The 24,334-nt window shown below is 49.6% G+C and carries 21 protein-coding genes and 2 pseudogenes; 6 read left to right on the plus strand and 17 right to left on the minus strand.

All coding sequences use genetic code 11. The annotated features are described in order from the left end of the window. Positions 1–134 (plus strand): annotated as a pseudogene (locus tag METMK1DRAFT_RS17430) (IS256 family transposase); the annotation flags it as partial. A gap of 248 nt (positions 135–382) precedes the next feature. On the opposite strand, the pseudogene METMK1DRAFT_RS04395 reads toward METMK1DRAFT_RS17430, so the two are convergent. The 3 genes and pseudogenes from METMK1DRAFT_RS04395 to METMK1DRAFT_RS04405 all read right to left on the minus strand — a co-directional run. After that, positions 383–686 (minus strand): annotated as a pseudogene (locus METMK1DRAFT_RS04395) (hypothetical protein); the annotation flags it as partial. 100 nt (positions 687–786) lie between these two features. Continuing rightward, a complete protein-coding gene (locus METMK1DRAFT_RS04400) occupies positions 787–1,260 on the minus strand; it encodes a hypothetical protein (protein WP_009071277.1) in 474 nt (157 codons plus the stop codon). A gap of 32 nt (positions 1,261–1,292) precedes the next feature. After that, positions 1,293–2,201, minus strand: a complete 909-nt coding sequence (locus METMK1DRAFT_RS04405) for a mechanosensitive ion channel family protein (RefSeq protein ID WP_009071278.1) — start codon at positions 2,199–2,201, stop codon at positions 1,293–1,295. Between the two features lie 395 nt (positions 2,202–2,596). Between METMK1DRAFT_RS04405 and METMK1DRAFT_RS17435 the strand changes: the two genes are divergently transcribed. Next, positions 2,597–2,773: a hypothetical protein gene (locus tag METMK1DRAFT_RS17435; RefSeq protein ID WP_155812295.1), complete on the plus strand. Its 177-nt coding sequence runs from the start codon at positions 2,597–2,599 to the stop codon at positions 2,771–2,773. An 11-nt stretch (positions 2,774–2,784) separates the two neighbouring features. On the opposite strand, the gene METMK1DRAFT_RS04410 is transcribed toward METMK1DRAFT_RS17435, so the two are convergent. The 8 genes from METMK1DRAFT_RS04410 to METMK1DRAFT_RS04445 all read right to left on the minus strand — a co-directional run bounded on the left by METMK1DRAFT_RS04410 (position 2,785) and on the right by METMK1DRAFT_RS04445 (position 13,589). Beyond that, on the minus strand, positions 2,785–3,996 hold the full coding sequence (locus METMK1DRAFT_RS04410; protein WP_009071279.1) for an RNA-guided endonuclease InsQ/TnpB family protein: 1,212 nt from the start codon (positions 3,994–3,996) through the stop codon (positions 2,785–2,787). Between the two features lie 353 nt (positions 3,997–4,349). Further along, complete coding sequence (locus METMK1DRAFT_RS04415; protein WP_009071280.1) at positions 4,350–4,757, minus strand: DUF2299 domain-containing protein; 408 nt, start codon at positions 4,755–4,757, stop codon at positions 4,350–4,352. Beyond that, on the minus strand, positions 4,757–5,350 hold the full coding sequence (locus tag METMK1DRAFT_RS04420) for an HAD family hydrolase (RefSeq protein WP_009071281.1): 594 nt from the start codon (positions 5,348–5,350) through the stop codon (positions 4,757–4,759). The genes METMK1DRAFT_RS04415 and METMK1DRAFT_RS04420 overlap by 1 nt, the downstream gene beginning before the upstream one ends. Beyond that, positions 5,347–6,822: a 4Fe-4S dicluster domain-containing protein gene (locus METMK1DRAFT_RS04425; RefSeq protein ID WP_009071282.1), complete on the minus strand. Its 1,476-nt coding sequence runs from the start codon at positions 6,820–6,822 to the stop codon at positions 5,347–5,349. The genes METMK1DRAFT_RS04420 and METMK1DRAFT_RS04425 overlap by 4 nt, the downstream gene beginning before the upstream one ends. Continuing rightward, a complete protein-coding gene (locus METMK1DRAFT_RS04430) occupies positions 6,822–7,475 on the minus strand; it encodes a TorD/DmsD family molecular chaperone (protein WP_009071283.1) in 654 nt (217 codons plus the stop codon). The genes METMK1DRAFT_RS04425 and METMK1DRAFT_RS04430 overlap by 1 nt, the downstream gene beginning before the upstream one ends. A 45-nt stretch (positions 7,476–7,520) precedes the next feature. Further along, positions 7,521–8,357, minus strand: a complete 837-nt coding sequence (locus METMK1DRAFT_RS04435) for a 4Fe-4S dicluster domain-containing protein (RefSeq protein ID WP_009071284.1) — start codon at positions 8,355–8,357, stop codon at positions 7,521–7,523. 11 nt (positions 8,358–8,368) lie between these two features. Next, positions 8,369–12,673 (minus strand): twin-arginine translocation signal domain-containing protein, encoded by a 4,305-nt coding sequence (locus tag METMK1DRAFT_RS04440; protein WP_009071285.1) that lies wholly within the window; start codon positions 12,671–12,673, stop codon positions 8,369–8,371. A 70-nt stretch (positions 12,674–12,743) separates the two neighbouring features. Then, positions 12,744–13,589 carry a tetratricopeptide repeat protein gene (locus METMK1DRAFT_RS04445; RefSeq protein ID WP_009071286.1) on the minus strand — a complete coding sequence of 282 codons (846 nt, stop codon included), beginning with the start codon at positions 13,587–13,589 and terminating at the stop codon, positions 12,744–12,746. Between the two features lie 112 nt (positions 13,590–13,701). Here METMK1DRAFT_RS04445 and nrfD point away from each other — a divergent pair, with 112 nt between their 5' ends. Further along, complete coding sequence (gene nrfD / locus METMK1DRAFT_RS04450) at positions 13,702–14,769, plus strand: NrfD/PsrC family molybdoenzyme membrane anchor subunit (protein WP_009071287.1); 1,068 nt, start codon at positions 13,702–13,704, stop codon at positions 14,767–14,769. Here the strand turns inward: nrfD and METMK1DRAFT_RS04455 are convergent. The 5 genes from METMK1DRAFT_RS04455 to METMK1DRAFT_RS04475 all read right to left on the minus strand — a co-directional run bounded on the left by METMK1DRAFT_RS04455 (position 14,766) and on the right by METMK1DRAFT_RS04475 (position 19,852). Then, entirely contained in the window at positions 14,766–15,656 is an 891-nt protein-coding gene (locus tag METMK1DRAFT_RS04455) for a hypothetical protein (RefSeq protein ID WP_009071288.1), read from the minus strand. The two genes, nrfD and METMK1DRAFT_RS04455, sit on opposite strands and share 4 nt — an antisense overlap. Further along, on the minus strand, positions 15,653–16,282 hold the full coding sequence (locus METMK1DRAFT_RS04460) for a hypothetical protein (RefSeq protein ID WP_009071289.1): 630 nt from the start codon (positions 16,280–16,282) through the stop codon (positions 15,653–15,655). Before METMK1DRAFT_RS04460 ends, METMK1DRAFT_RS04455 begins: the two co-directional genes overlap by 4 nt. Before the next feature lie 111 nt (positions 16,283–16,393). Then, positions 16,394–16,780, minus strand: coding sequence for an OsmC family protein (locus tag METMK1DRAFT_RS04465; protein ID WP_009071290.1), 387 nt, complete (start codon positions 16,778–16,780; stop codon positions 16,394–16,396). A 53-nt stretch (positions 16,781–16,833) separates the two neighbouring features. After that, positions 16,834–17,847, minus strand: a complete 1,014-nt coding sequence (locus METMK1DRAFT_RS04470; RefSeq protein ID WP_009071291.1) for a potassium channel family protein — start codon at positions 17,845–17,847, stop codon at positions 16,834–16,836. A gap of 364 nt (positions 17,848–18,211) precedes the next feature. Continuing rightward, positions 18,212–19,852: an MFS transporter gene (locus tag METMK1DRAFT_RS04475; RefSeq protein WP_009071292.1), complete on the minus strand. Its 1,641-nt coding sequence runs from the start codon at positions 19,850–19,852 to the stop codon at positions 18,212–18,214. A 155-nt stretch (positions 19,853–20,007) separates the two neighbouring features. Here METMK1DRAFT_RS04475 and METMK1DRAFT_RS04480 point away from each other — a divergent pair, with 155 nt between their 5' ends. Genes METMK1DRAFT_RS04480 through METMK1DRAFT_RS04490 form a run of 3 tightly spaced genes read left to right on the plus strand, consistent with a single transcriptional unit; the run spans position 20,008 to position 22,636 of the window. Beyond that, a complete protein-coding gene (locus tag METMK1DRAFT_RS04480; protein ID WP_009071293.1) occupies positions 20,008–21,024 on the plus strand; it encodes an ABC transporter substrate-binding protein in 1,017 nt (338 codons plus the stop codon). Beyond that, positions 21,025–21,999 carry a FecCD family ABC transporter permease gene (locus METMK1DRAFT_RS04485; RefSeq protein ID WP_009071294.1) on the plus strand — a complete coding sequence of 325 codons (975 nt, stop codon included), beginning with the start codon at positions 21,025–21,027 and terminating at the stop codon, positions 21,997–21,999. It begins immediately after the preceding gene. Further along, complete coding sequence (locus tag METMK1DRAFT_RS04490; RefSeq protein ID WP_009071295.1) at positions 21,974–22,636, plus strand: ATP-binding cassette domain-containing protein; 663 nt, start codon at positions 21,974–21,976, stop codon at positions 22,634–22,636. The genes METMK1DRAFT_RS04485 and METMK1DRAFT_RS04490 overlap by 26 nt, the downstream gene beginning before the upstream one ends. Here the strand turns inward: METMK1DRAFT_RS04490 and METMK1DRAFT_RS04495 are convergent. Further along, entirely contained in the window at positions 22,633–24,243 is a 1,611-nt protein-coding gene (locus tag METMK1DRAFT_RS04495) for a PQQ-like beta-propeller repeat protein (protein WP_009071296.1), read from the minus strand. The genes METMK1DRAFT_RS04490 and METMK1DRAFT_RS04495 overlap by 4 nt on opposite strands. Positions 24,244–24,334: the final 91 nt, after the last annotated feature.

Below are 24,334 nucleotides of genomic sequence, written 5' to 3' on the forward strand. Positions count from 1 at the left end.
ACTCCCCCTGGAGGATACTCCAGATCGCCCGGGCCATAGCCGTCAACTACAACCTCTCGACCTGTTATCTCGCTCTTGTAATAATATTACAAGAGCCCTTATTTCTTCGTGAAACGGTCAAATATATTCAATAATTCCTTCATTGAATAAGTCCAAATCAACAGAGATATTACAATTTGCAAAGGAGCCCTGAATCGCCCTCGCATAGGATGGATGAAAAATATCACGTTGGGTGTGACGGTAACCGAAGACGGCGGTTTCCTCACATCCTAAAACATCACGAATGTGGTTGGGGTTATCCCACTAAAGGGAAGGAACAACGGGTAGGCCAAACTTCAGTTAAGCCGTTGACAACAGTTTCCGATAAACTGTGAAATTTATGTCATTTGATGTTATTCAACATTCCTAGACCTTTTAACGCTATTAAGTAAGCTGAGGCTGTGTGCCTGTCAAATCCCTTTTCTCTCATCACCTTTTCATGCTCCTCAGAATTTGTAGTACCCTTTGGATTAACTAACACAACGTTAAAACCCAACCTTAAAGATTTAATAACACCGTGAATTAACAACTGCTTCTTAGCGAAACGCGTTATCTTCCTATTACCGCTCTTACTCGTGGTGAACTTCCTCCTCTTAACGTAGGAATAAATCCTCAAAAACAACGTAATCAACACCAACCCTTGAGAGGGGTGCCCGTGGCGAAATTAGAAGTGATTAAAGAAGATAAGTTACGCCACGGGTAAACACATAAATTCATGAGATCCTATGAAGGCCGGGAATCCTGGATTTACCTGTACTCCTGAGGGAAGAAGAGGCCCTGCCTCTGTATAATTATCTGCCTGATCCAATCCAGTACAGACTCTAGCTGATCTACATTTCCCGATAGTGCGAGTTGATAGGCTTGATCCGCTAGCTGAATCATGTTCAGGTCGTTCTTAACTATCTCGTCCAGTTGCTCCGTTGAGATCTTATACCTCGCGTAAACGTCTGCGCCACCGCCCTGTGCTGAGACCAGTTCGGATATCAGCGTCCTTATCTTGGAGGCCACGAACTCTATCCTTTTGAGCTGAGGGTTGAATGGAGAAACAGACACTAACCTTCCCTCTAATTCAGCCAACTTATTTAGGGCGTTCTCCAGTTTGCTCTTGACTGAGGTTCTTATCAAGAAATCGTCCTGCCTGATTAAGTCTTTGGCTTTATAGCCCCTGTAGCCTGGCACTAGTAGCTGAAGTCTCTCCAAAGGTGTCAGTTCTTTTCCCATATGAAAATATGAAACAGTACGTAACTAAAAGTTTACTTTCCTTTGTCTACGTTCAGCAGGGGAGAGATGGCCCTGGTAACCCTCTTGATGACCTCACTTCTCACGGGTTCCTCGTAAATGGTTCTTGAGACCACGTCTATCCCTAAAACTAACGTACTCTGAGTAGCCTCAAGTATCTTCACCGAAGGCTTCTCAAGGAGACCCTCCATGTCCTTGAGGGATTCCTCCACCTTCTCTATCGCCTCATCTGGATCCAAGGATTTAGGCACTTCATACCTGGTCCTTACCCTTCTCCTCTCCTCCTTGCTGTGTACGAAGAGAGCTGCCTGGACCATTATGTTGTTGGGTATCTTAACCTCAACCAACTCGTCTGTCAAGATGGCTGTGTAGAGGAGGGAGATATCCTTGACGTAACCCGTATATCCGGGGATGAGGTAGTCATTGGAGAAGTATTTGGGGGGATAAGTGGGAAAGCTCAGACCGAACTGCCAGGTAGATACGGTTATCCTGTCTCCTACCCTATAGGGTCTCGACGCGAGGATCATGAGGCCCCCGAACACGTTAGACAACACCGTCTGTGATGCCAATCCCAGCACCAGGCCCGCAAAGCCTCCGGCTGCCAAGGCCGTCCCTAGACCTACCTTTAGGAACGCCAACAGACCCACGAATGCAAGAACGTATCCAACGAGCCTTATGATGAAACTGAGGGAAGATACATTATCTTGGCCTAATAGAGGTGAGAATCTCCTTTTGACCAAGAGTGAGAGGAGGTAAGTTATGACCAGAGTCCCTATCACCCAGAGTGCAGCTTCTATGTATACAACGTAGTCTGGTTTCAATATGTTGAACACGCTTAGCGCGTAAACTGCCCCTGCCATCAATACAACGACCACGATCGCAGTTACTATCCCAGCGATTATCCGTCTCTCATTTACGGCCACTGCACACTCCCTCCTGAGGTCACTTTCAGGTGGTCAAATGACCCTGAAGGTGTGATATTACGCCCACACCTGGGCTGAGTCTCCCGGTAAACATCATGAAGGTGCAAATAAAATTCTCTATCTAAAGGTCTAGTGTAGGCCATAAAGTACTTAAGTATAGGTAATTCATAAGGCTTTTCGCCGATCCTGATCTCAACCCACCACTGGTGGCTCCTACGAATCGTTTATCCAAACTCTTTCATTTCACTCACCTTGCGTTCAATCATGATCGAGTGTAGGGTATTGTACTCAACCACTAACAACAGTTTCGTGACTTCCCCTTTATTAGCGCCCTATTTTCAAGGGAAATCTAATAACTGCTGCAGCAGTTATGGGATTTCTCGTTAGGTTTGGCCTTGAAGTCAACGCAAAATCTAATAATTGCTGTGCTACACCAACCCAACTTCACGGTAGGTGAGTTGTGGGAGTCCTTCGAGCCCAACGGCATAGGGCTCATGTCCCTACCATTACTCCTTTTGGGCAGAGCCCACACCTGTGCGGGACTTCATGTGTTATCAGCAAAGTCGTTATGAACAAACGTGAACTACCCCGCCCTAACGGACGGGGCTTCCTGCTTCAAAGCCGAGGCTTGCCCAAAGGGTAGAGGTCTCAGCTCCACAGGCACTAAGGGTCGTTCCGACCCCGATCTTCTTAGGATGTTGAGGGAAGCATTATAATCACGATCAGCGACCCAACCGCACTTGGGACAGACAAACACACGATCGGCCAAAGTCAAATCTTTCTTGACGTGTCCGCACCTAGCACAAGTCATTGAAGTAAAAGCAGGGTTCAATAGAGTGAGTTTCTTACCGTACTTCCCAAGTTGATACTCCATGACACTCCTAAGCTCACGAATAGCGACGTCGTGTAACCTCATCCTCAGCCTTCGAAGAGACTTACCAACAAGTTGCTTAACTTGAATGTCCTCCATTACGAGAACGTCGTAATGCTCAGCAAAATACTTACCGAGTTTCATGTACATGTCCTTTCTAAGGTTCTTCAAGTGTTCGTGAGCCCTCGCTAGACGAATCTTTGCCTTAAACCAGTTGCGTGACAGGAACTCCTTCCGTGAGAGAGCTTTATGAAGCTTCTTCACCTTGTTGAGTGCCTTCTCGTAAGGTCTCTGGTTGGGGACACATTCCCCGTCAGAGGTAGTGAGAAGTTTCTCTACGCCAACGTCAACAGCGACAACTTTGTTTGTCTTGGGGAGTTGATACTCTTGATCCACAACGAAGGTGATGTAAACTCTCCCTGACGGCGTTAACTTGATCACTACCCTCTTTACTTTCTCAGGGAAGTCCCTATGGACAATAACGTTGAAGATACCCAGGTGTGACAGCTGAAGCGTCATTACCTTCTTCTTGTTCTTCTTGCTCTTCGTCCTTATTTCTCTCACCCTCAGTACTTTCCAACCTGATTGAGGGTAGACGAGGGAGTACCACTTGTGTGCTCTCTTCTCCCTGGGGTAACGTGCTAACCCATCGAGGAACCTCTGTCTGGCGTCGTAGAATCTGTCTGCAATCTGCTGCAGTGTTTGGGAATATAGATGTTGATATTGTTCATCCTGCTTTCTCAGATCGAGAGCTAGTTGCCTCAGCTCCGTCTTGGTGAGTCCTTTTCCATCTCTTTCATGAAAATAGATGTCTGCCCAACGTAGGGTGTTGTACACTTCTGACGCTAACCTCAACTGGGCTTTTAACGCTCTCAATGTTCCTTCGTCAGTGTACGCTCTGAAGCGTAACCCTACGTCAGACATTAATAGGGAATTTGAAAAAGATGTATATAAGTTTTACAAAGGGGCTATCCATCTCCACCCTTACGGATGGAGTCTTCCGCCCCCTTTGAACCCCTTGTTAACATAAAACATTCCTATTGAAGTAAAAGGTACTTATACATCCCAAGGGTTCACACAAGGTCACCCTCTTAATCTTGAGATGAGTCAGGAGAAACGACGTTACCCACCTCTCTGATCACTCCCCCGTGAACATTGCCCGTCATCAATTGGGAGCTCGTCAATAGAAATTGGATGGTATACATGAACATAAATTACATCAAGACGATATTTAGAAGCGATTGAACGTCTAAAAATTACTCAGAAACGTTATAGCCTCAACCCTTGAGCAGTTCGAGTATCATGAGGGCGGCGTTCTTCACAGCAGTGACGTGGTTGAGGGCCTCATTTTTGGTCAACCCCTCAGCGAACATTATCCTAGCCACTTGCACGCTCTTGGGAGAGGTCTCGTTTGGCGTGAAGAAGAATTCCACGTTCATTCTCAACAACTCCTTCCTCATCTCTTTTAGGACGTCTGGTCTGTCCTGAATTTTGGCAGTATCGAGTTCCATGACCACCGCGACTATGTAGTATGTGGAGTCTGGGGTGGTCCTTATGACGGAAACAGGTAACCCTCCCATGGGTGGAGAGATGGCTAAGTGAAAGTACAGATTCCCGCTGGCCACCTTCTCCACCTTCATGTTTAATTCCTTAAACCAAGAGTAAAGGTCGGTGTCAGTGGCCATCACGTACACCTCAGCGCCGAGTCGCCCATAGTTCCGTCAACTCTCTGTTGAGCAGTGATCTCGGCTAATCTTCCTAGACTGGGGACTTGTATAATACCTAGACTCTCCGGTACCCTGTAATTTCTCCTTAGTAATACCACTCTCATACCTAACTCCCTAGAGGGGAGGGCATAGGGCAAGGATGCCGTTAGGAACGTAGTAGCCCCGACCACACTGTTCGCCCTCCTTACTCCAAACTCCAGGATCTCCCTGGCGGGGAGAAATTTCCCGACCTCCTCAGCTGAGATCACGTCTTGCACAAAGACGTCCAGGTTGCTTCTAAGCAACAGGGACTTGGCGTCCACTTTGGGAAGGTTGGTTATCACGTATACTCTGGTCCTATAACTCAATTCCTCGAGGAAAAGTGAGTCCTCGAAGGGTTTAACCTTTAGGAGCCTGGCGTAAAGCTCAGGTGAGATCATATCTGCCAAGGCTTTAAGGGGCTTAAATTGTCTGGAGTTGTTGAGTGATAAGGTGAGGCTCCTCAGCTCCTCCATTTCCTTGATCTCCCCGAAGTTGAATACGACCTCTAGGTCCACAAGGTAGGGTATCATTTCTTACCACCCAGTAGTCTCTCAACCCATATTTTAGTGAGCATCTTCTGCTTACACTCGTTGCACACATCCGTGTATTGGGCCGTCCCCTGAAATCCTTGGGTTATTAACATGGAGTCGACCCTACCCTTGACCTTCTCAGAGCCTATGGGCTTACCGCAGAACCGGCACTTGATAACTTTACCCCTGTTCATCACCTTCCTTGTCAAGTCCCTTATCTTCGCCAGTCCAGGAACGCTTACTGCGTTCTCTGGGCAGTTCTTCACGCATCTCTGAGACCCTATACAGTAGGGTATGTTGTACGACAGGGCCAGTTCCTCCCCACCTGTCAAGTCCGGAACCAGCATTTGACAGGCCCTAACGCACACCCCACAGAGGACGCATTTGTTGGGATCCACTACCACGTTGTACACTCCGGGAACATCATCGTCCTCGTTAAGCTTAACCTTCCTCGACATTTCTTCCACTGCCCAGACCAGGAGTGACCTCCTCCTACTCCTTTGGAGGGAAACCGATTCAGGTATCACAGACCTGGGCAACTCAGGGAAGGTCATAATCAAGGCCTTCCTGAGCTCCTCTTCGCTTCTCGCCTTTATCACTGGCAACTGTGTACCAGGAAATCTGTCGGGCATTTCCTCCAACCTCTTCAAGGCCAACTCCCTGGTCTGACAGGTTGAGGAGGCGTAGACCAAGGGTGTGAACCCTGCAGAGTATGTGGCGAGGACAAAGGAATCGTGGACCGACGCCGTACATGGGACCAGGAAGGGGAACACTCCCTCGGGGACGTCCACGTTCGCGGTCTCAGTGAACAGCACGCTCCCAGGCCTTCTGTACCCTGAGACCAGGGCATTGATGAAGTGAACCACTTGTTCAGTGGTGGCGTTGGGGACCTCAAGGTACCCTAAGTAAGAGGAACCGGAACAGTAACCGCACGCGGAGCACTTCTCAGGAGAGGAAACTGAGGGTCCCTCTGGGGCTTTGACCACCAAACCTTGAGGACACAGTTCCACCGCCTTATTGATCTCCCTCTCCGCCCTTACTTCATCGAACAGAACCGGATAGGGTCTATACTCGTAGACCTTAAGCTTGAGCACTGACCTCCTGGAGACTGAGGCTGACCTCACCGGTTGAACCCGGTAGGTCAGGTCCATGAGCTGTGCCCTCCTGGAGTAACCCACGAGAAGGGAGAGTGAATAGTCCCTGGTCTTCCCGAGGAACCATCTTGAGGGTAAAGAGAGTATGGCTAGGGGAGATATCCCGGCTTTCTGGTCTATATCCTCCAGCCAAGCCTCTCTTTGGCCCTCGTTCACCATCACGAGAGCCTTGAGTTCGTTAGCCCTCACGTCCTCCAGGAGGAAATCGCCACTCTCGGCCACGTAGGTCAGCCTAGCTTGCTCGAACACGTCCTTGAGTAGGTCATCCCCCAGGATCTCCCTGGCTTTCTTCGATACGATCAAACCTGCGTTTAGCACTACCTCTCCCCCAGGAAGTCCCTATCGAACTTCAACCACTCCTGGAGCTGGGTGCAGACAACCTTGAATATCCTGGCCCTCTGGTCGTTGACCACGTCGCTGGCCCAGTCAGGTATCCAGGAAAAGATGTGAGTGATCGCGAAGTTCTTCTGATCCTGGACCGTCTTGTAGGCGTCCCTCCCGTTAACTCTCAGGTTGAACTCCTCCTCCACCAAGTAGGCCATGAAACCCAGGATTGAGGAGACGTGGTCTATCTCAACGGAGAACTGAGTCACTATCTTTGGAACGAGTCCCCTGGACTTCATGAACCTGACCACGTCATTGTACTTGAACAGTGCTACTTTCTCTCCCATCAAGGAGAAGATTCTCTTGCTCTCCACAGGAATGAGAGGTTTAACCCCGAGACCCGTCATGAACAGGGTCGAGTACTCTATCAGGTAGTCGCTCCTCTTAGCCTCCTTAAATGCCCTCAAGATCTCTGAGACGTCCACCCCAGTCTCCATGAGATATTTGCCTAACTTCTCCTGGACTAGGGATAATTTACCTAGGAGTTCGTTGTACTCCTCCTCCTTGAACTTATACAGGAAGAGATCGGCGAAGATATCGTAGGCTGCGTGTCTCACATTCAACATGTCTAGGATTGAAACCGACAAGTTTAATCACTTCTGTCTAGTTAAAAATAAATAGTAATAAAAAACTTAACTTGACGAGTTGGAGTTGTTCTCGGTGTAAGTTGAGTTATTGCCCTGAGCCCCCAGTTGTACCACGCCGTTGGAGGTCCAGACGTTGTAGTACTCAGCTTGGCTCAATAGCTCAACATCGTTGTCCGCTGCATAACTACTACGCCAGGGTAAGTAACCGCTGGCAGGATTAGCTCCCGTCTCTGGGCCTAGAACGAAACCTCCCTTATCGACGAAGAGGATGTTCCCTGGATCAGTGGGATCGAGCCTGTTAGCCCATATCCTAGCCTGAACCATACACCCGTGTATGCAGGCTGGGATTCTCTCCTCTGGTGGGAGGGTCGGATCGTAGATCCTGTCGAAGCAGTGGGTACACTTCTTTGTCACTCCCTCCACGTAATCGAAGAACCTGTTCCCGTAGGGGCAGGCGTAAATACAGTACTTAGTCCCTATACATTCCTCATAGTCCACCAGAACTATCCCGTCTGCCGTTCTCTTGAATGTGGCCCCCACCGGGCACACCTCCACGCAGGGTGCGTTGAGGCAGTGGAAGCAATTGATGGGGATGTTGTACACCTTGGTCTGGGGGTAGTTACCTACCTCTACATAGAGTACCCTGAGCCAGAACATCACGTCCAGGTTTCCGTACGGATCCAGATCCGGCAGAGGTCCGAACATCCCTGACGTGTTCCACTCCTTGCAGGACATCTGGCATCCTGCACACCCGAAGCACTTGTTGAGGTCGGTGATTATGGCGTAGTTCGCAGTTGGGGTGTAGGGGAGTGCCTTCTGGACTCCTCCTTGCCTTATATCCAACTGTATGGGACTTTGGGTTGAGGTTGCGTTGGAGGACATGACCGTTCACCTCACGATGAAGAGGGTTCTGTAGCGAACCCGAACCTAACCTTATAGTTGCCTATCATGTAGCTGTTCGCTGCCAATGAGTTGGGAGCCACGTAACTCCAGAGGCTTGTGGACTGCATGTTGTTAGCGTCAAATCTGAGGTGAGGTATGTTGACAGGTTGAGCGAAGGTAGCTTGACTCTCGTTCTTCACGGTTATTGTGCCTCCCATCTGGTTGAGGATGGTGCTGAGTATATCCTGGTTGGAGAAGTCTTGGCCCATGTAGACGAACTTATTGGCAGTCACTTGTACCTGTGGGACAGAGGACTTACCCACGATCTTTATCCTGCTATCATGCCAAGAGGTCTGTCCAGTTATGGGATCTAAGTACATTATCGGGAACGCCTTATCTGTAGAAGGACTGAGCATTCCTCCCCTGGAGGGTGGCATGTAAGAGATGTTCGCCCAATTGTTCAGTACGCTGTACTTGACCTGAGGGGAATCCGAGGTCATCCCCCTGAAACCTGGGAGGGCCTGGGCTGACACAACTACCCAAGCCGCACCAGGCCTCGTGGCATTATCTAGGAAGGCCACTGCGGTCAATGTGGTCCTGAGGCCTCCACTCCAAGGCTCGTTCACTGCCTCGAACTGAACCATGTCACCGCTCTGGATGCCCATCTGCTTCACGTACGGGTCTGCGGAACTGAGCATAACCGGCGTGTAAGGCATTATTGCTGTCAACCAAGGCACATTGAAGGACCAAGTGTGATAAGTCCTGTCATGCCTCCTCACAAAGAAGGTCAGTGGGTACTCGTTCAGGTTTATTCCATCGCTGGTAATACTCGAGTTCCAGCTGGGCGGTGGGTAGTAGCCTCCGAAAGGCCTGTGGTAGTCCAGGATGTTCTTAGCGAGGGCCTGACCGTAGCTGTCGTTGGGTATCACGGACCTCACCATGAGGTTCGGGTTTTTGGTCTTCAGGTAATAGTAATAGTAAGCTGCGTTATAGCCTGTCCACTTACCTGCAGCAGCTAGCCTGAACTTCTGTAAGTACTCCAAGTAGATCCTGTGGATGTAGGGGAGTCCTATGGGCCCGTAGCCTCCAGGCATGTAAGCTCCCCAACCCAGGAAGTAGAACATGTTCACGTTTCTCATGTACCTGATGGAGGGAGGAAGTACGTATGCAGCTCCACCCTTTCCTACCTTAACGTAACCTGGATTTATGTCCTCTATTGTCATGTTATTTGCTGCGTACTTTGTTATAATATCCTGAAGCTTGGCCTGAAGTCCCGGTTGGAACTTTACCGGTATTCTAAAGTAATGCTCTATTCCAGAGGATCTATCACTAGCTCCTATCTTGTAGGTTTGGGCTGTGGAGAACATCTCTCCCGAAGGAACGCTGCTCAGGATCTGATTGATCACGGCCTGTTGCGAGCCATTGTTTGGTACAAAGGATGCATAAAGCTTGAGCTGTTGAGGGTTGGGAACCTGCTTCCCCTCTGAGTTGGTAAGAATGTACTCGAAGTTCTGACCATATCCTGCCAGCAAAGTACCACTCTTCAGGATGAACATTCCCGTTGAGATGAGACCTGGCTGGCCAGCGGTAAGTATGTTGGTTCCAGAGATAGGATCGGTCACGTTGACCGGACTGATGAGATTTCCTCCGGTTATGGGATCCTGGGTTGTGTAATGCGGGTTATCTGTGGGAGTTATACTCTTCTGTCCGGGATAGGCCCTCAGGAGCCACAGGAGAGTCAGCAGGAAATCTCCAGCTGCCAGCACGGGGTACATGGAAGGTAGGGCCGGCCAATTGAGGGAATCAGAGGGGCCCTGAGGTAAGCTGGTGGGTCTGTCAAAGGTGGAATGGAACCCGTAAATCTCGAGGAACGATAGGTCAGGAATCACCATGTCCACCACGTTATTGGTTTCCTGCATGAAGAGGTCAATACTTATGGTGAAAGGAATGTAGTAGTTACCGTTGCTGTCCTTATCCGTGACCTTCTGGAGGAGGTCAGTGAGCGTATAGGCGTTGTTCCAGTACGGAGCGGTAATGTACCACATCATGGCATTTATCGTGTATGGCATCACGGAATTTGGATACTTATTGGCGAAATATGTTGTGTAAGCTACAGCAGAGAAGGACCTCTGCGTGGTCAGGGGTATCTCCCAGCTGTACGCCCTGTCAATGAGTAGTGGTCTCCCACTACTGGATATCACTAAGTCGTCGGGACCGTCAGGCGCACCGTAGGGTCCTGCTGGTACTACAGTGACTGACTTCACGTCCACTGTCCCGTCGTTGTAGATGTACTCCGTCTTAAGGAAGCCAGACCTCCCCTTGGGGACAGTAATGGTCATCCCACTTATGGCTGAGGCTATGTTCTGATCGAGGGACGGCGTGTTCGCCAAGGGGTGAGGGGGGACTAGGTGGCCTGGGAAGTAGTGAGGATATGGGTACTTATAGAGGTCGGCTCCGGGGTTGTCCCATGCACCCATGACCAGAACTAGGTAGTAAAGGGCGGCCGCGCTCATGAATCCGTTGGCGTGTGCTGCAAGACCTCTCATGAAATAAATTGAGACGGGCCTTCCCACGACGTGGTCGTGATACCTTCCCAGGTAATCCACCCATTTTGCCGGCTCGTATATGGACTTCTGGAAGGCGACCGTGGCCATCTCGTTGGCTATCCTGACTATAGTGTTGTGAGGAATTCCACTTACGTTGGCCACGTTTAAGACTCCGTATGCGGGAGAGTGATCGTATGAAGTATACGGATCGTAATTCAGCAACTCTGCCCTGAAGAGCTCAAAGGCGGTGGTCACGGTTAGGGTTATTGTCTCTGAGCTCCCCAGTGACTTAGGTACGGTCACCTGTATTGCGGGCACCTTGACGCTCTGGCCATTCTTCAACTTGTATGGAACTGAGACTACGTTGGACTGCACGGATGACGGCAGCTCATCGATAGTCAAGATGGGCATCACCCCCTTCTGCCAAGGTGTATCCACGTAGGAGTATACATTCCCGTCACTGCCCATGATAGCCTCAAGCCACGGGTGTGCCTTGGAGTACTGCGGGTTGTTCACGGGCATCCTAAGGTGAAGACCTACGTTGTTGCCAGCAGTCGGATCCGTGGGATCCAAGGCGTCTCCATTCTGTGGGTTCGGATTGAGTATTACGAGCCAAGACATGTTGGTGTAATACCTCAGGAACTCCTCGTCTATGTGAGGAAACACCGCGGTACTGGGTATGTCGCCTAACTGTGGTAAAGTCTGCACATTACCCCCAGGGGTCACGGTCTGCATTATCAGCTGTCCCGTGGCTGGATCGTAGGCGGGCTGCACGGGCTGCAGAGTCTGAGGATTTAGAACTTGAGACCCCTGACCGGTGGCGGCCAGGTAAGCTTTGTAAACGTAGTAGTGAAAATCGACGAGAACCCTTATCCAGCCCATGGCCAGAGCTCCGTCGGTTGCGGGGTTGATGAATAGGTGTTCATCCGACACAGAGTAGAACCCGAACCTCTCAGGAGCTATGGTTACTACCTTGCCCCCGTTCTCCCTTATCCTCGCAATAATCCTTCTCATCCAATTGGGGAAGTGGTCTCCAGCCAGCCCTGCGAGAATGAAGTACTGCGCCCTTTCCTCGTCAGGTCCAGCGTACTCCCAGGTCGTAGCACCAGTGATGTAGACACCTGCTGTATACACGTTCATGGAACAGAACCCGCCGTGGGCCCCTGCGTTTGAGGTGCCGAAGTTACCAGAGAAGAAGCCTCCAGTTATTCCAGGAATCAGCTGATCTCTCCCTTGGAAGAAAGCCAAGGAGTGAGGATTAGTCTCCCTTATCTGCATGAACCCAGGGAAATTACCTATTCCCAACTGCTGCGGATTTAAGCCGAGGGTGCTCCAGCTCTTAGCGTTGGCACCGTTTATTATGATGTCATATGCTGTGTCGTAATCTAGAGCCATCCATTGCCCCTGACCTCTCTCTCCTGCCCTGAGGAGAGGATATCTGAGTCTAGCTGGGGCGAAATAGTAGAAAACGTCGGATGCACCCCTGGGGCACACACCCCCGTCGTTGATGTGCCACCCAATAGTCCCAGTGACGAACCTTGGAAATCCTGCGGGAGTTCTAACTATCTCGATGGCACACCTCCCTAGGCATTGGAAGCAGTTGGAGTAAACTACCTCATCGTTGGGATAATTGAGAGTGTAATTGTTCTCAGAGAAGGTATCGAACACCTTCTTGACCACAGAATTGCCACCCAAAATCAACGCGGTCCCTAGGGCAGCCGCTCCGCTGACCTTCAGGAAGTCTCTCCTGGATAGCTTCAAATGACTCATTTTAAACCGAAATATGTTAACTTATTGACGTTATTTAAGCCCTCACTTCACACGGTCGATATGTTTATCACTACATATTTTCCTGGCTAAGGATGTCCTCCAATATTCCTCGGAGTGAGGGATCTCCCTTCACGGCCTCTAAGGCGTCAGACTTGTAATCCGCTACGCCCAAAGCCTTCAGAAGCTTAGCTCTCAACGCCAGGTAAAGGGGCCTCCTAGATATGGAGAGTGCTCTGTCTAGGTAAAGTAGTGCGTCACTATGCATTTCAAGAGTGTAGTAACACAAGGCGGCGTTATAGTAGTGCTCAGGGTTCTCCGGTTCGTAGCGCATAGCTATCTTAAACTCACTGAGAGCTAACTTGTGATAACCGGTCTCGAAATATATCCTTCCTTTCAATGCGTGAAGTTTCGGATCGTCCTTAGCGAAGGCGAGGGCCCTGTTCACCTCAGAGAGCGCATCCAGTTTCAGTCCCATGTTATAATACGAGAATGCCTTCATGATTCTGGCCTCTACGTTCTTAGGATTCACTCTCAGGACATCAGCCAACTGGAGGTTGGCCTCCTCATAGTTCCTCAGCTCAAAGAGGATCTTCGCCCTCAAGAACTTATACTCGACACTGACGGGCATCAGAGCCAGAGCCCGATCAACCTTCTCCAAGGCCTCCTGGAGGTTACCCTGTTGGAGGAGGATTTCTGCCTCCCTTATCAAGAGCACGTGGCTGAACGGGAAATCATTCAGGCCCCTCTCCAGTTCCGCCAAGGCTTCCTCTGGAGAACCCTTCATCAATAGTGCTTGGGATCTCAGGAGGTAGCCCTCTAGAAGCCTTAAACCCTCTAATACGTTTATCACCTCGTCGTACTTGCCCTCCTCCAATGCCCTCTCAGCCCTCTTCAGTCTGTCCTCCGGGTCCTCCATGAAACCATAATCACAGGGGGTCCTTATAAGGAAATATGTTCAATAGGAAATATCGTAGGTGTGAAATGAAACTTTATTTAAAAATAGATTCTTAACAATGTTTTAGATAAAAATGGGTCTATTTACCTCGCCGTCTCCAGAGACATCCTTCGGGATTCAGGCACCCATAATACAGATAAACCAGTATCCCCTATGGGGTACCTACGTCGCACTTGCCCTCTACTTCACGGAGATAGCTGGTATGCTGATGGCCATAGTAGGCCTGATGGAAATCAGGGGCACTTTCACTTCCTTTACGAGGAGGGCCTCTGTAATAACCTTCCTTGCGGCGATTCTGGCCTTAGCCTTCTTCGACATGGATCTGGGGAGACCCGCTGCGGCAATCTCCTCACCCATAGAAGCCCTTGCCAACTTCGGTCACTCATGGATGGCTAGAGGGATAATATTTGTAGGAGGACTCCTCCTCTTCTCGTTCCTCTATATGATCGTCTCGGTCTTCAACATGAGGAGCAGACCGATCAAAGTTATTCTTGCAGTACTCGGGATGCTAAGTGGAATATTCTCAACTACGTACAGCGGTTTCGAGCTGGCTGCCACGACCGGAGTACCCTTCTGGAACAACGGTGGGATTCCGGCACTCTATCTGGCTGACGGTATATTCGCAGCTGCAGGTCTGGCGTACCTCATAGCCTTGGTGGGCAAGGGCGACGAGAACGTGAGGGCAAGAGTCACCATAACGAAGCTGTTGTTCTATTCGACCATAGCTGAGTTCGCTACCTGGTTCCTCTTCCTGGCCTCAGTGAACTTCATATACGTCTTCGATGAGGTCGCTTATAACTACCTTGTAACACAAGCCACCTTTGCCTTGGACATGACATTGACAGCCCTCACCCTGATAATCTCTGGAGTGGGCACCATGTCGGTTAGCGGAATTTCATTCATGGTGGGGAAACAGGGGACGCCCTCTAAGGCCGTGGGACAGATGCCCCCAATGGATCTACCCACAGCAGTCAAATACGTTATGATAGTCGCTGCTATATTTGCCCTGATTTCTGGGTTCCTGACAAGGGCTGATATCCTGTTTGCTGGACAGTACGCTTACGGTTTAGCTCCAATGACACCCTTCCAGTTCGTGAGCAATCAGCCAGTGCCCATAGGATCGTTCGGTTGGAGAGGTTAAGTGAACATCTTTTTCTTCCTAACTCCCTCACCTTTTTCTACAACCCTTCCCATTAAGAATGAGGGAAAACCCATCCTTTGACCGTAACTTAACGCACTGTCAACCTCGCTTTTATCCCCTATTACCAGAACCAATAGCTCACTCGCCTCCGGATGAGGAGTGAAGGATGAGACCAGGGGGAGCAAGTCTCTGTTCCAGGGTTCTGGGAGATCCAACTCCATGATATGATTAATCTGGCTCGAGATCTTGGATAACCAAGCTAGTCCCGGTCTAGTCACGTTCACGGCATATAACCTGTAACTCCACAGGTCCAGTTTGACCGTGGCCCTCCTCAGGGTGTCCCTGTACCTATTCAGTATCTCCCTGAAGGAGAAACCTCTCCTTTCAAATATCTCCCCAGATCCGAAGATAAATCTACTGAAGGCCGTAACTGGTGCCATTCCTCCAGGTCTATTTATCAGGCCTACGCTCATCCCCTCCCTAACCTTAAAATCCTCTTCTGCCTTTCCCCAGGAGAATCCGGCAACCTTTGGTTCTATAAGTTCCAGTTTGGGTTCCGGTGAAGTCACAGATACCATGTTGTATAGAGTCGACTCCAGGATGGTCGTCACGTTACCTGGATTCTCTAGATCCACTAACATGACTCCCTCGGCAGACACTATCTGACCCGACCTGAAGTTTCTAGTCTCCCTCTTATCGAAAGTGGAGGGATAGTTAAGCATACACGGACTTCTCTCTCCCTTACTGTTCAAGTTTATACAAGCAGTTACTTCTTCGTCCCTAACCCTCATGAGAGGGAGAAAGGATCTGTCTTGACATCCCCCCAATACTACTGATGGGTGTACCCCCATTGAGGTAAGGAGCTTAAACTTCTCCGCATAGTTCATTTCTTCGCCTTAACCTCCGCCTTGACGAAGGAGCTTATGACGCTACACTTGTGAAAGAGATGTATTCCGTCATCCTTGCAGTCAGCGGCCATGGCGTAGGGTTCTCCGCTCTCGTTAAAGCTCAGTACCGCTCTACATCCGTTGGGCAATATGACTGAGGGAAAGGCCTTTAATATGAACCTGGCCAGCACGTTTTTGCTCCCCTCTTTGAGCTCAGAGGCCCTAGGCAACATCAAAGTCACGACGGAGAGGGGTTGATTGAAGCACACACTCATAGGGGAGATCTGGTGTTCGTCCAAAAACAACTTAAGGGAATCCAGGAAACTCCTCAGCTCCTCCGTTGAACCATCGTACTTCCAGGCCTCCTTGAGGTTCTCCAGGGCAGTATACCTTATGGACTGCCTACTGGAGAGATAATAAGTTATGACTAGACCTCGTGGAGTGATGGAGAACTGTCTGTCATCCTTGGTGATCAGTCCCAGGGTCTTGAGTTTGACTAAGATCCTCCAGACCGTAGAAGGAGCTATTCCAGAGATCTTAGAGAGCCTATAAGAAGAGATGTGAACCAGGGTGGCCAATAGTTCTAAGACCTCAACGTCCTTGGGGTCCAGGTAAATAATTGACATTACATTTACATACTTATTCCGGCTTAAATAGTTGGTATTCGAATATTTAGATTAGAGATTAATTTTTCCTGTTAAAGAGCTTATTGAGTTTCATATTGTAGTTGTAGTGTTCTAGTTGAGGTGAACAGAGTTTATTTCCATTCTGTCCCTGAAACTAAGGTAGATTGGGCACTCCCTCTTGACCTTCTCCACCACCTCCTTGAGTTCATCCTTACTACAACCTCCTCCCTCAACTTCCAAGATGACCTTTCTTATCACATAATCTCCCACTTTTAGATATCCGTCGTCCAGAACGTACTTGGCCCTAACCCTGCACCTTAGAGTTATACCCTCCTTTCTGGAAACTGACAGTACTGCGTTGAAAACGCAATGAGGAATGGAGGTCAAGAAGGCCATTAGCGGACTCTCAAGGTATAAATCGGAGGCGTTCCTAACGTTAGAGCCTATCTGTACCCTAGGAGATTCCTCGTCTCCAAATAGAGTGAGGCTTATCTCCAAGGTGGCTCTACTTTAATTCAGGAGCTGAGGATTTAAGGATTTGAGGTATTCGGTCACTCTCCCTTAGAGAGTTTTCTGCTCACCTCCCTGAAGTAGTCAGGGTTACCCAAAACTATCAGGGTCTCACCAGGTTTCAGGACGGTGTCTCTAGTAAAGAAGGGGTTGAGCTTTCCCTCCTGGACTATTATTATGGGGACGACCTCCTTGGGAAGTTCAGACAACTTCACCTCTCTTCCCACATCAAAGAAGCCCACCACCATATCTGCCTTCCTGTCCATCGTAAATATTACCCCACCCACGTTCCTGGAAATAGCCGCTGCCGCCGTGATCCTCCCTATTATGTCCTCATAGGGTATCACCTCGTCGGCCCCAGCTGTTCTGAATACGTCAATCAGGGAGGCCTGCCTCACCACACATATTGTGTTAAGGGGAGGATTTAACTTCTGCACCTTAAGTGTGACCAACAATGTCTTCACGTCATCCTCCATAGCAATCACTGCTGAGGATGCGGAGGTTATGCCTGCGTCCATCAGGTCCTTATCGTTCTCTGGGTCGCCCAATATGGCTCTGTCACCCTGTAACTCATCAAATACGTCCTTAGAGTTCGTCAATACTATGAACTCCTTCCCTAGACTAGACAGTCTCTTAGCTGCGGTGACCACTATCCTACCGTTCCCTATAATGACCGTGTGACCCTTCAGATGAGATCCCCTCCATCTGGCCCTAGCGTCTGCCCACGATGATCTACTCACAACTGTATTTACAACAGATTGGATTAAGCTAGTATAAAGGCCCACCGCCATCACTATAGTAACCACGAGCAATAACTTTTCCAAGGAAGGCATTTGTCCGATGTTTGGTGCGTAAAGACCTACCGTAGTCACTACGTTCACTCCGGCGTAGATTGCGGATATCCAATCTAAGTGTTGATATTTGACGAATATTACAGTGTTAGCCAAGACCACAAGGGCGAGGAGTACAATCTGAAAGTAAATCCTTCTGAGGACCGAGTAAGGGGCCACCAAGAGTTCCATCACATCGAGGATTACCTTCCGAAGGCCTGGCATTCTCGTCTTCTTTAGATAACGAAGTTAAAGGCTTAACCCTGGAGATCCGATTCTTTGAACTAAACTGACCTTCTTACAACGAGGGCGAGGTTCCCCGAGTTAAGGGTTATACCACTTTACCGGTGTTACTGGTCCTAGCCCTCCTCAGGCATCGCGGGACGGATAGGCCCCAGTTCCTCATCTCAGGAAGTTGACTAGGGGAGAGGCCGTTCGGTGAAGCAGAGGCTTACGTCATCGACTCCAGCTCAGGTGTCACGATGAGGCAACTGCAAATAGGGAAGTTTATAGAAAAATTATGAAGTCAAAGGCGTATCCGGCCCATAGGGAGTGTGATCTCCGTTTCATCATTCAGGACACCCACACATCATTCCACCCTCTTGATGAGCACTTCCTCCTTCCTAGCCCTACCTTCCCTCATGGCTGATAGGATGGCCGAAAAAACCAGTAGGACTATGGACACCGCGAGAATATCGTGGAAGCCAGAGAAGAAGGAGGGAGCTATGGCGTTGGCGAAGAAGTCAGGCGATGAGAGCTTGGATGCAACTGAGGGAGGAAGAGAAGACGCTATCCCACTCATAGGGTTGTACCCTAGGAGGGCGGAGAATAGTGCCACAGGGGCTGAGATATTCACCGACGCGTCAAGCCCCAAGGATCCCAGTGCCTGATTGATGGCCTGATTTAGCGTGGTGGACATTCCAGTTATTATGATCGCCATGTAAAAGGCGACGCTCACGGTTGACGCTGTGTTACCCAAGGCTGCCCTTATTCCTGATGCCCTCCCTCTCAGTTCTGGCCCAACAGAACTCATGATGTCGGCTAAGTTCGGGGAGTTGAAGAGTCCCATCCCACCTCCAATGAGGAAAATGGCCAGGGAGAACTCCCAATAGGGGAAGTTCACTGGGAGGAGATAGAGTAAGCCGAACCCCAGGGCCGAGAGCATTAAACCTGCAAAGGTGAACGTCTTAGAACCATACCTGTCCGAGAGCCAACCGCTAATCGGTCCGAACACCGCGAAGCCTAGCATGTTTGGGATCAGAAATATGCCTGACCAGAAGGGGGTGGAGGAGAATGGGTAACCGTGTATGGGCAGCCATATGGCCTGCAAAAGCAAGACCAACGTTATAGTTATGCCCTGTCTCCCTAATGAAGCTACGACATTGGTAAAGTTTGCAACAGCGAAGTCCCTTATCTTGAACAGGGAGAGATCGAAGAGGGGGGTCTTGGCTCTCTTCTCCACTATAACGAATAGTGCCAGAAGGACGAAGGAGGCAGGTATGCCCAGGAACACCATGGGGTTACCGAACCCCAAATCTGCTCCACCGTATGGGATCAGGATGAACGTGACAGAGACTAGAAGTAGAACTAGGAATGAGCCGAAGAGGAGATTACCCAGCACGTCTATGGACTCCTTGGCCTTGACGCCCTTGTCCTTAAGTGTCAACCAGGACCATAGTGTCCCAAGAATCCCCACAGGCACATTTACCAGAAATATCAATCTCCAGTCGATCTCAGAGAGTACTCCTCCCAAGATGAGTCCCACTACGCCTCCCACCAGACCTGAAACCTGATTTAGGCCCAAGGCTTTCCCCAGCTCCCACTTCGGGAAGTAATCTGTTAGGATGGCTGAGCTGTTCACCATCAGGAATCCCCCACCTACTCCCTGGAGTATCCTGAATAGGATCAATTCTAACATTCCCGTGTTACCCGTTGAGGTGACGCTAGCTAAGAGGAGGGACGCGACGGTAAATATCCCAAAGCCCATAGTGTAGAATCTAGTTCTACCATACATATCCGAAATTTTTCCAAACGTGACCACCAGGGCTGACGTAACTATCATGTAACCTAAGATCAGCCACATGAGGTAAACCAGGGCGTCTGGGTTAGTGGGATTAAATCCTATTCCTGAGAAGATCGCTGGGAGGGCTATGATTATCATGTTATAATTGGCGAAAGCCATAAACATGGCCATAGAACTGTTGATCAGGGCGGTCCACTTGGTCTCCATGGGACTTCCATAACTACTTAGCAATTTTAAGGTTATGTATTGAAGCATCTCTCCAATAGATGTCGTATCCTTCCGTCGAAGATGGTGATACCCCCAAATAACAGTGTGACTTTTGCGAAAGAAAGCTTTTATTTGGATAGGCTGTCCAACAATACATGAACGTTAAGCTACTCCTGGGAACAGTGATAGTAGTTGTGATCCTAATAGCCATGGCTACATACGCACTATACTCACATATACAGGGTACCGGTACCTCCCCAGCCAGCCAGGGTCCGACCAAGCTCAACACTACGGTCACTCTACCGCCGTGGGATCAGAGACTCGTCTCTCTGGCTCCTAGCGACACCCAGATACTGATCTCCCTTGGGTTGGGTAAGCACTTGATAGGCATGGACAGCTACTCCTTTTCCCTACTCCAACAACTCAACTATACCTCTCTGGTTCCGTCTAACGTATCGATCTTTCAACAGATCTCACCGCCCAACGTCAGTGGTCTGCTCCTCTTGAATCCCTCGCTCGTAGTAGGAGAGGAGGGCTTACTGGGAAGTGGTGCAGGACAGATAGAGAAGGCCGGCCTGAACCTTACCCTTACCAACAACGACTATGCGTCGAACTTCACTCAGGTGGAGCAGGGTATCTTGAACCTCTCCAAGAGCTTGGGCCTACAAAGTAGGGGTCAGCAGGTGGTAAATTGGATGAACTCTAAGATATCTCAGTTCTCCAGGGAAGGTAATGTAACCATCGCGTACTTGATCTGGATATGTCCCGAGTATCAGTTCTACACCGCAGGAGGTAACGTGTTCATTAACAACATCATCCAGCTATCAGGAGGAGTCAACGTATTTCAGAACCAGTCCGGGTATCCACTGTTAGGGCCTTCCTCACTAACCTTGGCCGATCCTCAGGTAATAGTAGTCCAAGAGATGTACAACGTCAGCTATACCGAGTACATGATATCCCACATTCCAGGCATACAGAGCACCAAGGCCTATCAAGATCACAGGATCTATATACTCTCCGAAAACCTCCCGACGGAGATACTTAACGAACCCGGCCCGCTCTCTGTGTACGGCATTCCACTCATGGAAAGCATAGTATCTGGCACAACTCCTAGTTACGTTAATTCCTCCTATGTCATGAAGGAATATAACGTGAGTCTCCCGGTGTTCTGATTGAAGTTTTCCCTTGTTCTCCTGGCGGTGAGTTTCCTCCTGGGTATAATCTTCGGAGAAGTCTACATTCCTCCACAATACCTTTTCTTCCCCAGAGGAGTTTACCTGGAAATACTCCTTTACATAAGGTTGCCCACGGTGTTTGCATCTGCCATGATAGGGGCCATCCTCGCCGTATCTGGGGCTGTGATGCAACTATTACTGAGGAATCCTCTCATGGATCCTTACGTGAGCGGTACGGCATCTGGTGGGGCCTTCGGGGCAGTCCTCACTTACTTTCTCCTGGCCTTTAACCTCCCCTTCTCTTGGATAATATACATCTCGCCAGTGATCGCTTTCCTGTTCGCCCTTCTGTCCACTGTCCTCACATTACTTATAGGCAGGAGGACCGGAGTTTACGGACTGGTCATAGGGGGAGTAGTGGTATCCTACATCTTCTCCTCCTTAATAACCATAATGCTTACGTTCCTTGAGATCAGGTATCCGCAGGTTCCACCTCTCTACTTCTGGCTCCTGGGAGACGTAGAACTGGTGGGTTGGGAGAATGATGCCATCCTACTAGTCCTCCTGATACTCCTCCTTGGGTTGGGGACATATACTGCGAGGTTGATCGACCTAGCCTCCATCAGTGACGATATGACCTTCTCCAAGGATGTTAATCCAAACAACTTCAGGCTCCTGTGGATAGGACTAATGAGCGTAGCGGTGGGCTTCATTGTGTCATTGGTGGGCATAGTGGGTTTCGTTGGTATCATAGTACCTCACATAGTGAGGAGGTTCCACAGTGGTAGTGCCACTAGACTCATACCCGAGTCTTCAGTCCTCGGAGCAGCTATAACTGTGCTCAGTGAAGTGGTCTCCAATGGGGCACTGGGTGTGAAGATACCCATCACAGCAATCACCGCGTTAATAGCCGCACCGATCATCATTTACGTATTGGTGAGGGGAGTTGCTAATTCAGGGATTCAAGGTTAAGAGAGGGGAGAGAGTGATACTAGAAGACTTTGGTATAGAGGTAGTCAGAGGTGTTAACTTAGTGATAGGCCCAAACGGTTCAGGGAAGACCACCCTCCTCAGATCCATAGTGGGGGCATTGGGGAACTTGAGATCCAGGGTTCCCGAGAGCAAGGGATACGTCCCCTCAGAGTTCTTCTCACCTGAGATGAAGGTGGTAGACGTACTTCTGTCTGGCTCGAGGCGAAACTTGGAGGAGTACTATAGGTTCGCCGAGTTGTTGGGTGTTCAGCACATGCTGGATAGGGCCTTCTCCACCCTAAGTACTGGGGAGAAAAAGCTGGTATTAATTGTTAAGGCGCTCTCTGAAGGAGACTTGGTGATCATGGATGAGCCGATGTCTGGGCTAGACGTTAGGAACCAAAAGAGGGTCCTGGACTCTCTAACTGAACTTAAGGGCCTTAAAACCTTCATGATCTCCACCCACGAGCTATACATGGTCAGCAGATCCGACTGGGTTATCGTCATGAAGGCTGGAAGGACCATATATCAAGGTGAGCCTAGAAATCTCCATGAAAGGGTACTGGAGGAGACCTACGGGACTAAAATAAAAAGAGTTGACTTGGGAGACCGTTGGACCTTCATTCCAGACCTCTAAGAGGCGTACAAAACGTAGTCTGGATAGACTTGGTACAAGGGAACAGTCACTACCCAACCGTAACTGTTGGCGAGGAACATGGTGCTGCCAACTATTACTGGGTTCACTATACCGAATCTCCCTCCCACATAGTATTGAGTCAACACCTCACCGTTTTTGGGATTTATAGCGTAGACGTAAGGACCTCCAGCTACCCACAGAAGCCCGTCATAGTAGGTTGCACCACCTCTAGGACCTCCAGGGGCCTTCGGAGGTAGACCTATGCCGTTCAGCCTAGTTTGCCACAATATCTTCCCGTTGGTTACGTTAATGGCGAACTCCTTTCCCAAAGATGGGGAACCCACGTAAACTGTCCCGTTGTATATCATGGGCACTCCTCCCTTGAACGCTGGAGGAGTATATCCTCTTCCAAGGTTCGTCACCCAGAGCACTCTCCCGTTACTGGCGTTGACTCCAACGACCAGGGTGTCGACAGTACCGTTGGGCTCAGCGTTGGCTACGGTGGACTGTACTACAATCCCGTGTTGTTGATCTACTGCTGGAGGAACGTCTCCCATCCCAGTGTTATAGGGCCTGTTGGGACTGGGGAGAGTTGCGTTCCAGGCTTCCTTACCCGTGAGCCCATTCACGGCAACCAAGAGACCGTATGGAGAGGTGAGGCTTGTGAAACCGGCTATGAAGAGTGGCGTCCCGTTACGGAGGACGTAGTAGTTCACGCTACTCATGCTGTCGAATAGCCCAGGCATTCGATCCATCCAGATAACCTGTCCCGTCGTGGCGTTCACTCCCACGAATTCCCCTCCCCCGTCTGCGTAGGCTAATATACCGTTATATACTGCAGGTGCTGGCATTGCCTCACCCATAGTGAACCTCATCCAGAGAAGCACCCCATCACTGGCGTTGAAAGCGTATATTGCCCCGTAGCCCATCCCTCTATGGATTGAGTCGTACTGACCCTTCTCGTAATGAACGAAGTTAGCGAAGTTGAAACCCACGTCACCTACGGTCACATAAACTATTCCGTTATACACTATGGGATTGTTCATTGCGTAGCTGGCCAGGCCCGTGGCGTACCACACAACCTGGCCGTTGAGAGGATTCACTGCAAATATACTACCTGGTCCACTGTCCTCCTCCACGAAGAGGAGGTTGTCTGCCAGTGTGACACCTAAGGGCTGGCCTACCATCTGAGTTAACATAACCAACGCAGACCTGGTCCCCATGGCGTTAGCTCCTGGCACCATCCCCTCAGGTGTTGAGAGCGGGATCAAGGCTGCTCCTGCCATGTGAGCGAAGTCCTCTTGCCATACCACCCCTTGATTTAACTCCATACATGTAGTTGAGAACGCCGCATTGTGTGACTGTCCACCGTTAGTTACACCCCACTGGGTAGGAAGACCCAGGTTCTGCCCACTTGCGTTACCAGGATAATAGACCACCTTCACCTCATAGGGAAAATATGTGGAATTATAAGAATCATAAAGCCTGACCACTGGCTGAGGAATCGGTGTGACTACTTGAGATATAAGGTGGATCATGGGATCCCCTGCTATGGCTCCTGTTAGGAATACTATTCCTAACAGTATTCCTAAGACCAACCTCCTCATTTTAGGTCGTTTGATAATGACAGTATAAATTTTTTATACATTCCGTCTTTAAAAGAGGAATTATACATTTTTTAAATTTTTAGTTAAGTTT

Source organism: Metallosphaera yellowstonensis MK1, assembly GCF_000243315.1.
GTDB classification, from domain to species: domain Archaea; phylum Thermoproteota; class Thermoprotei_A; order Sulfolobales; family Sulfolobaceae; genus Metallosphaera; species Metallosphaera yellowstonensis.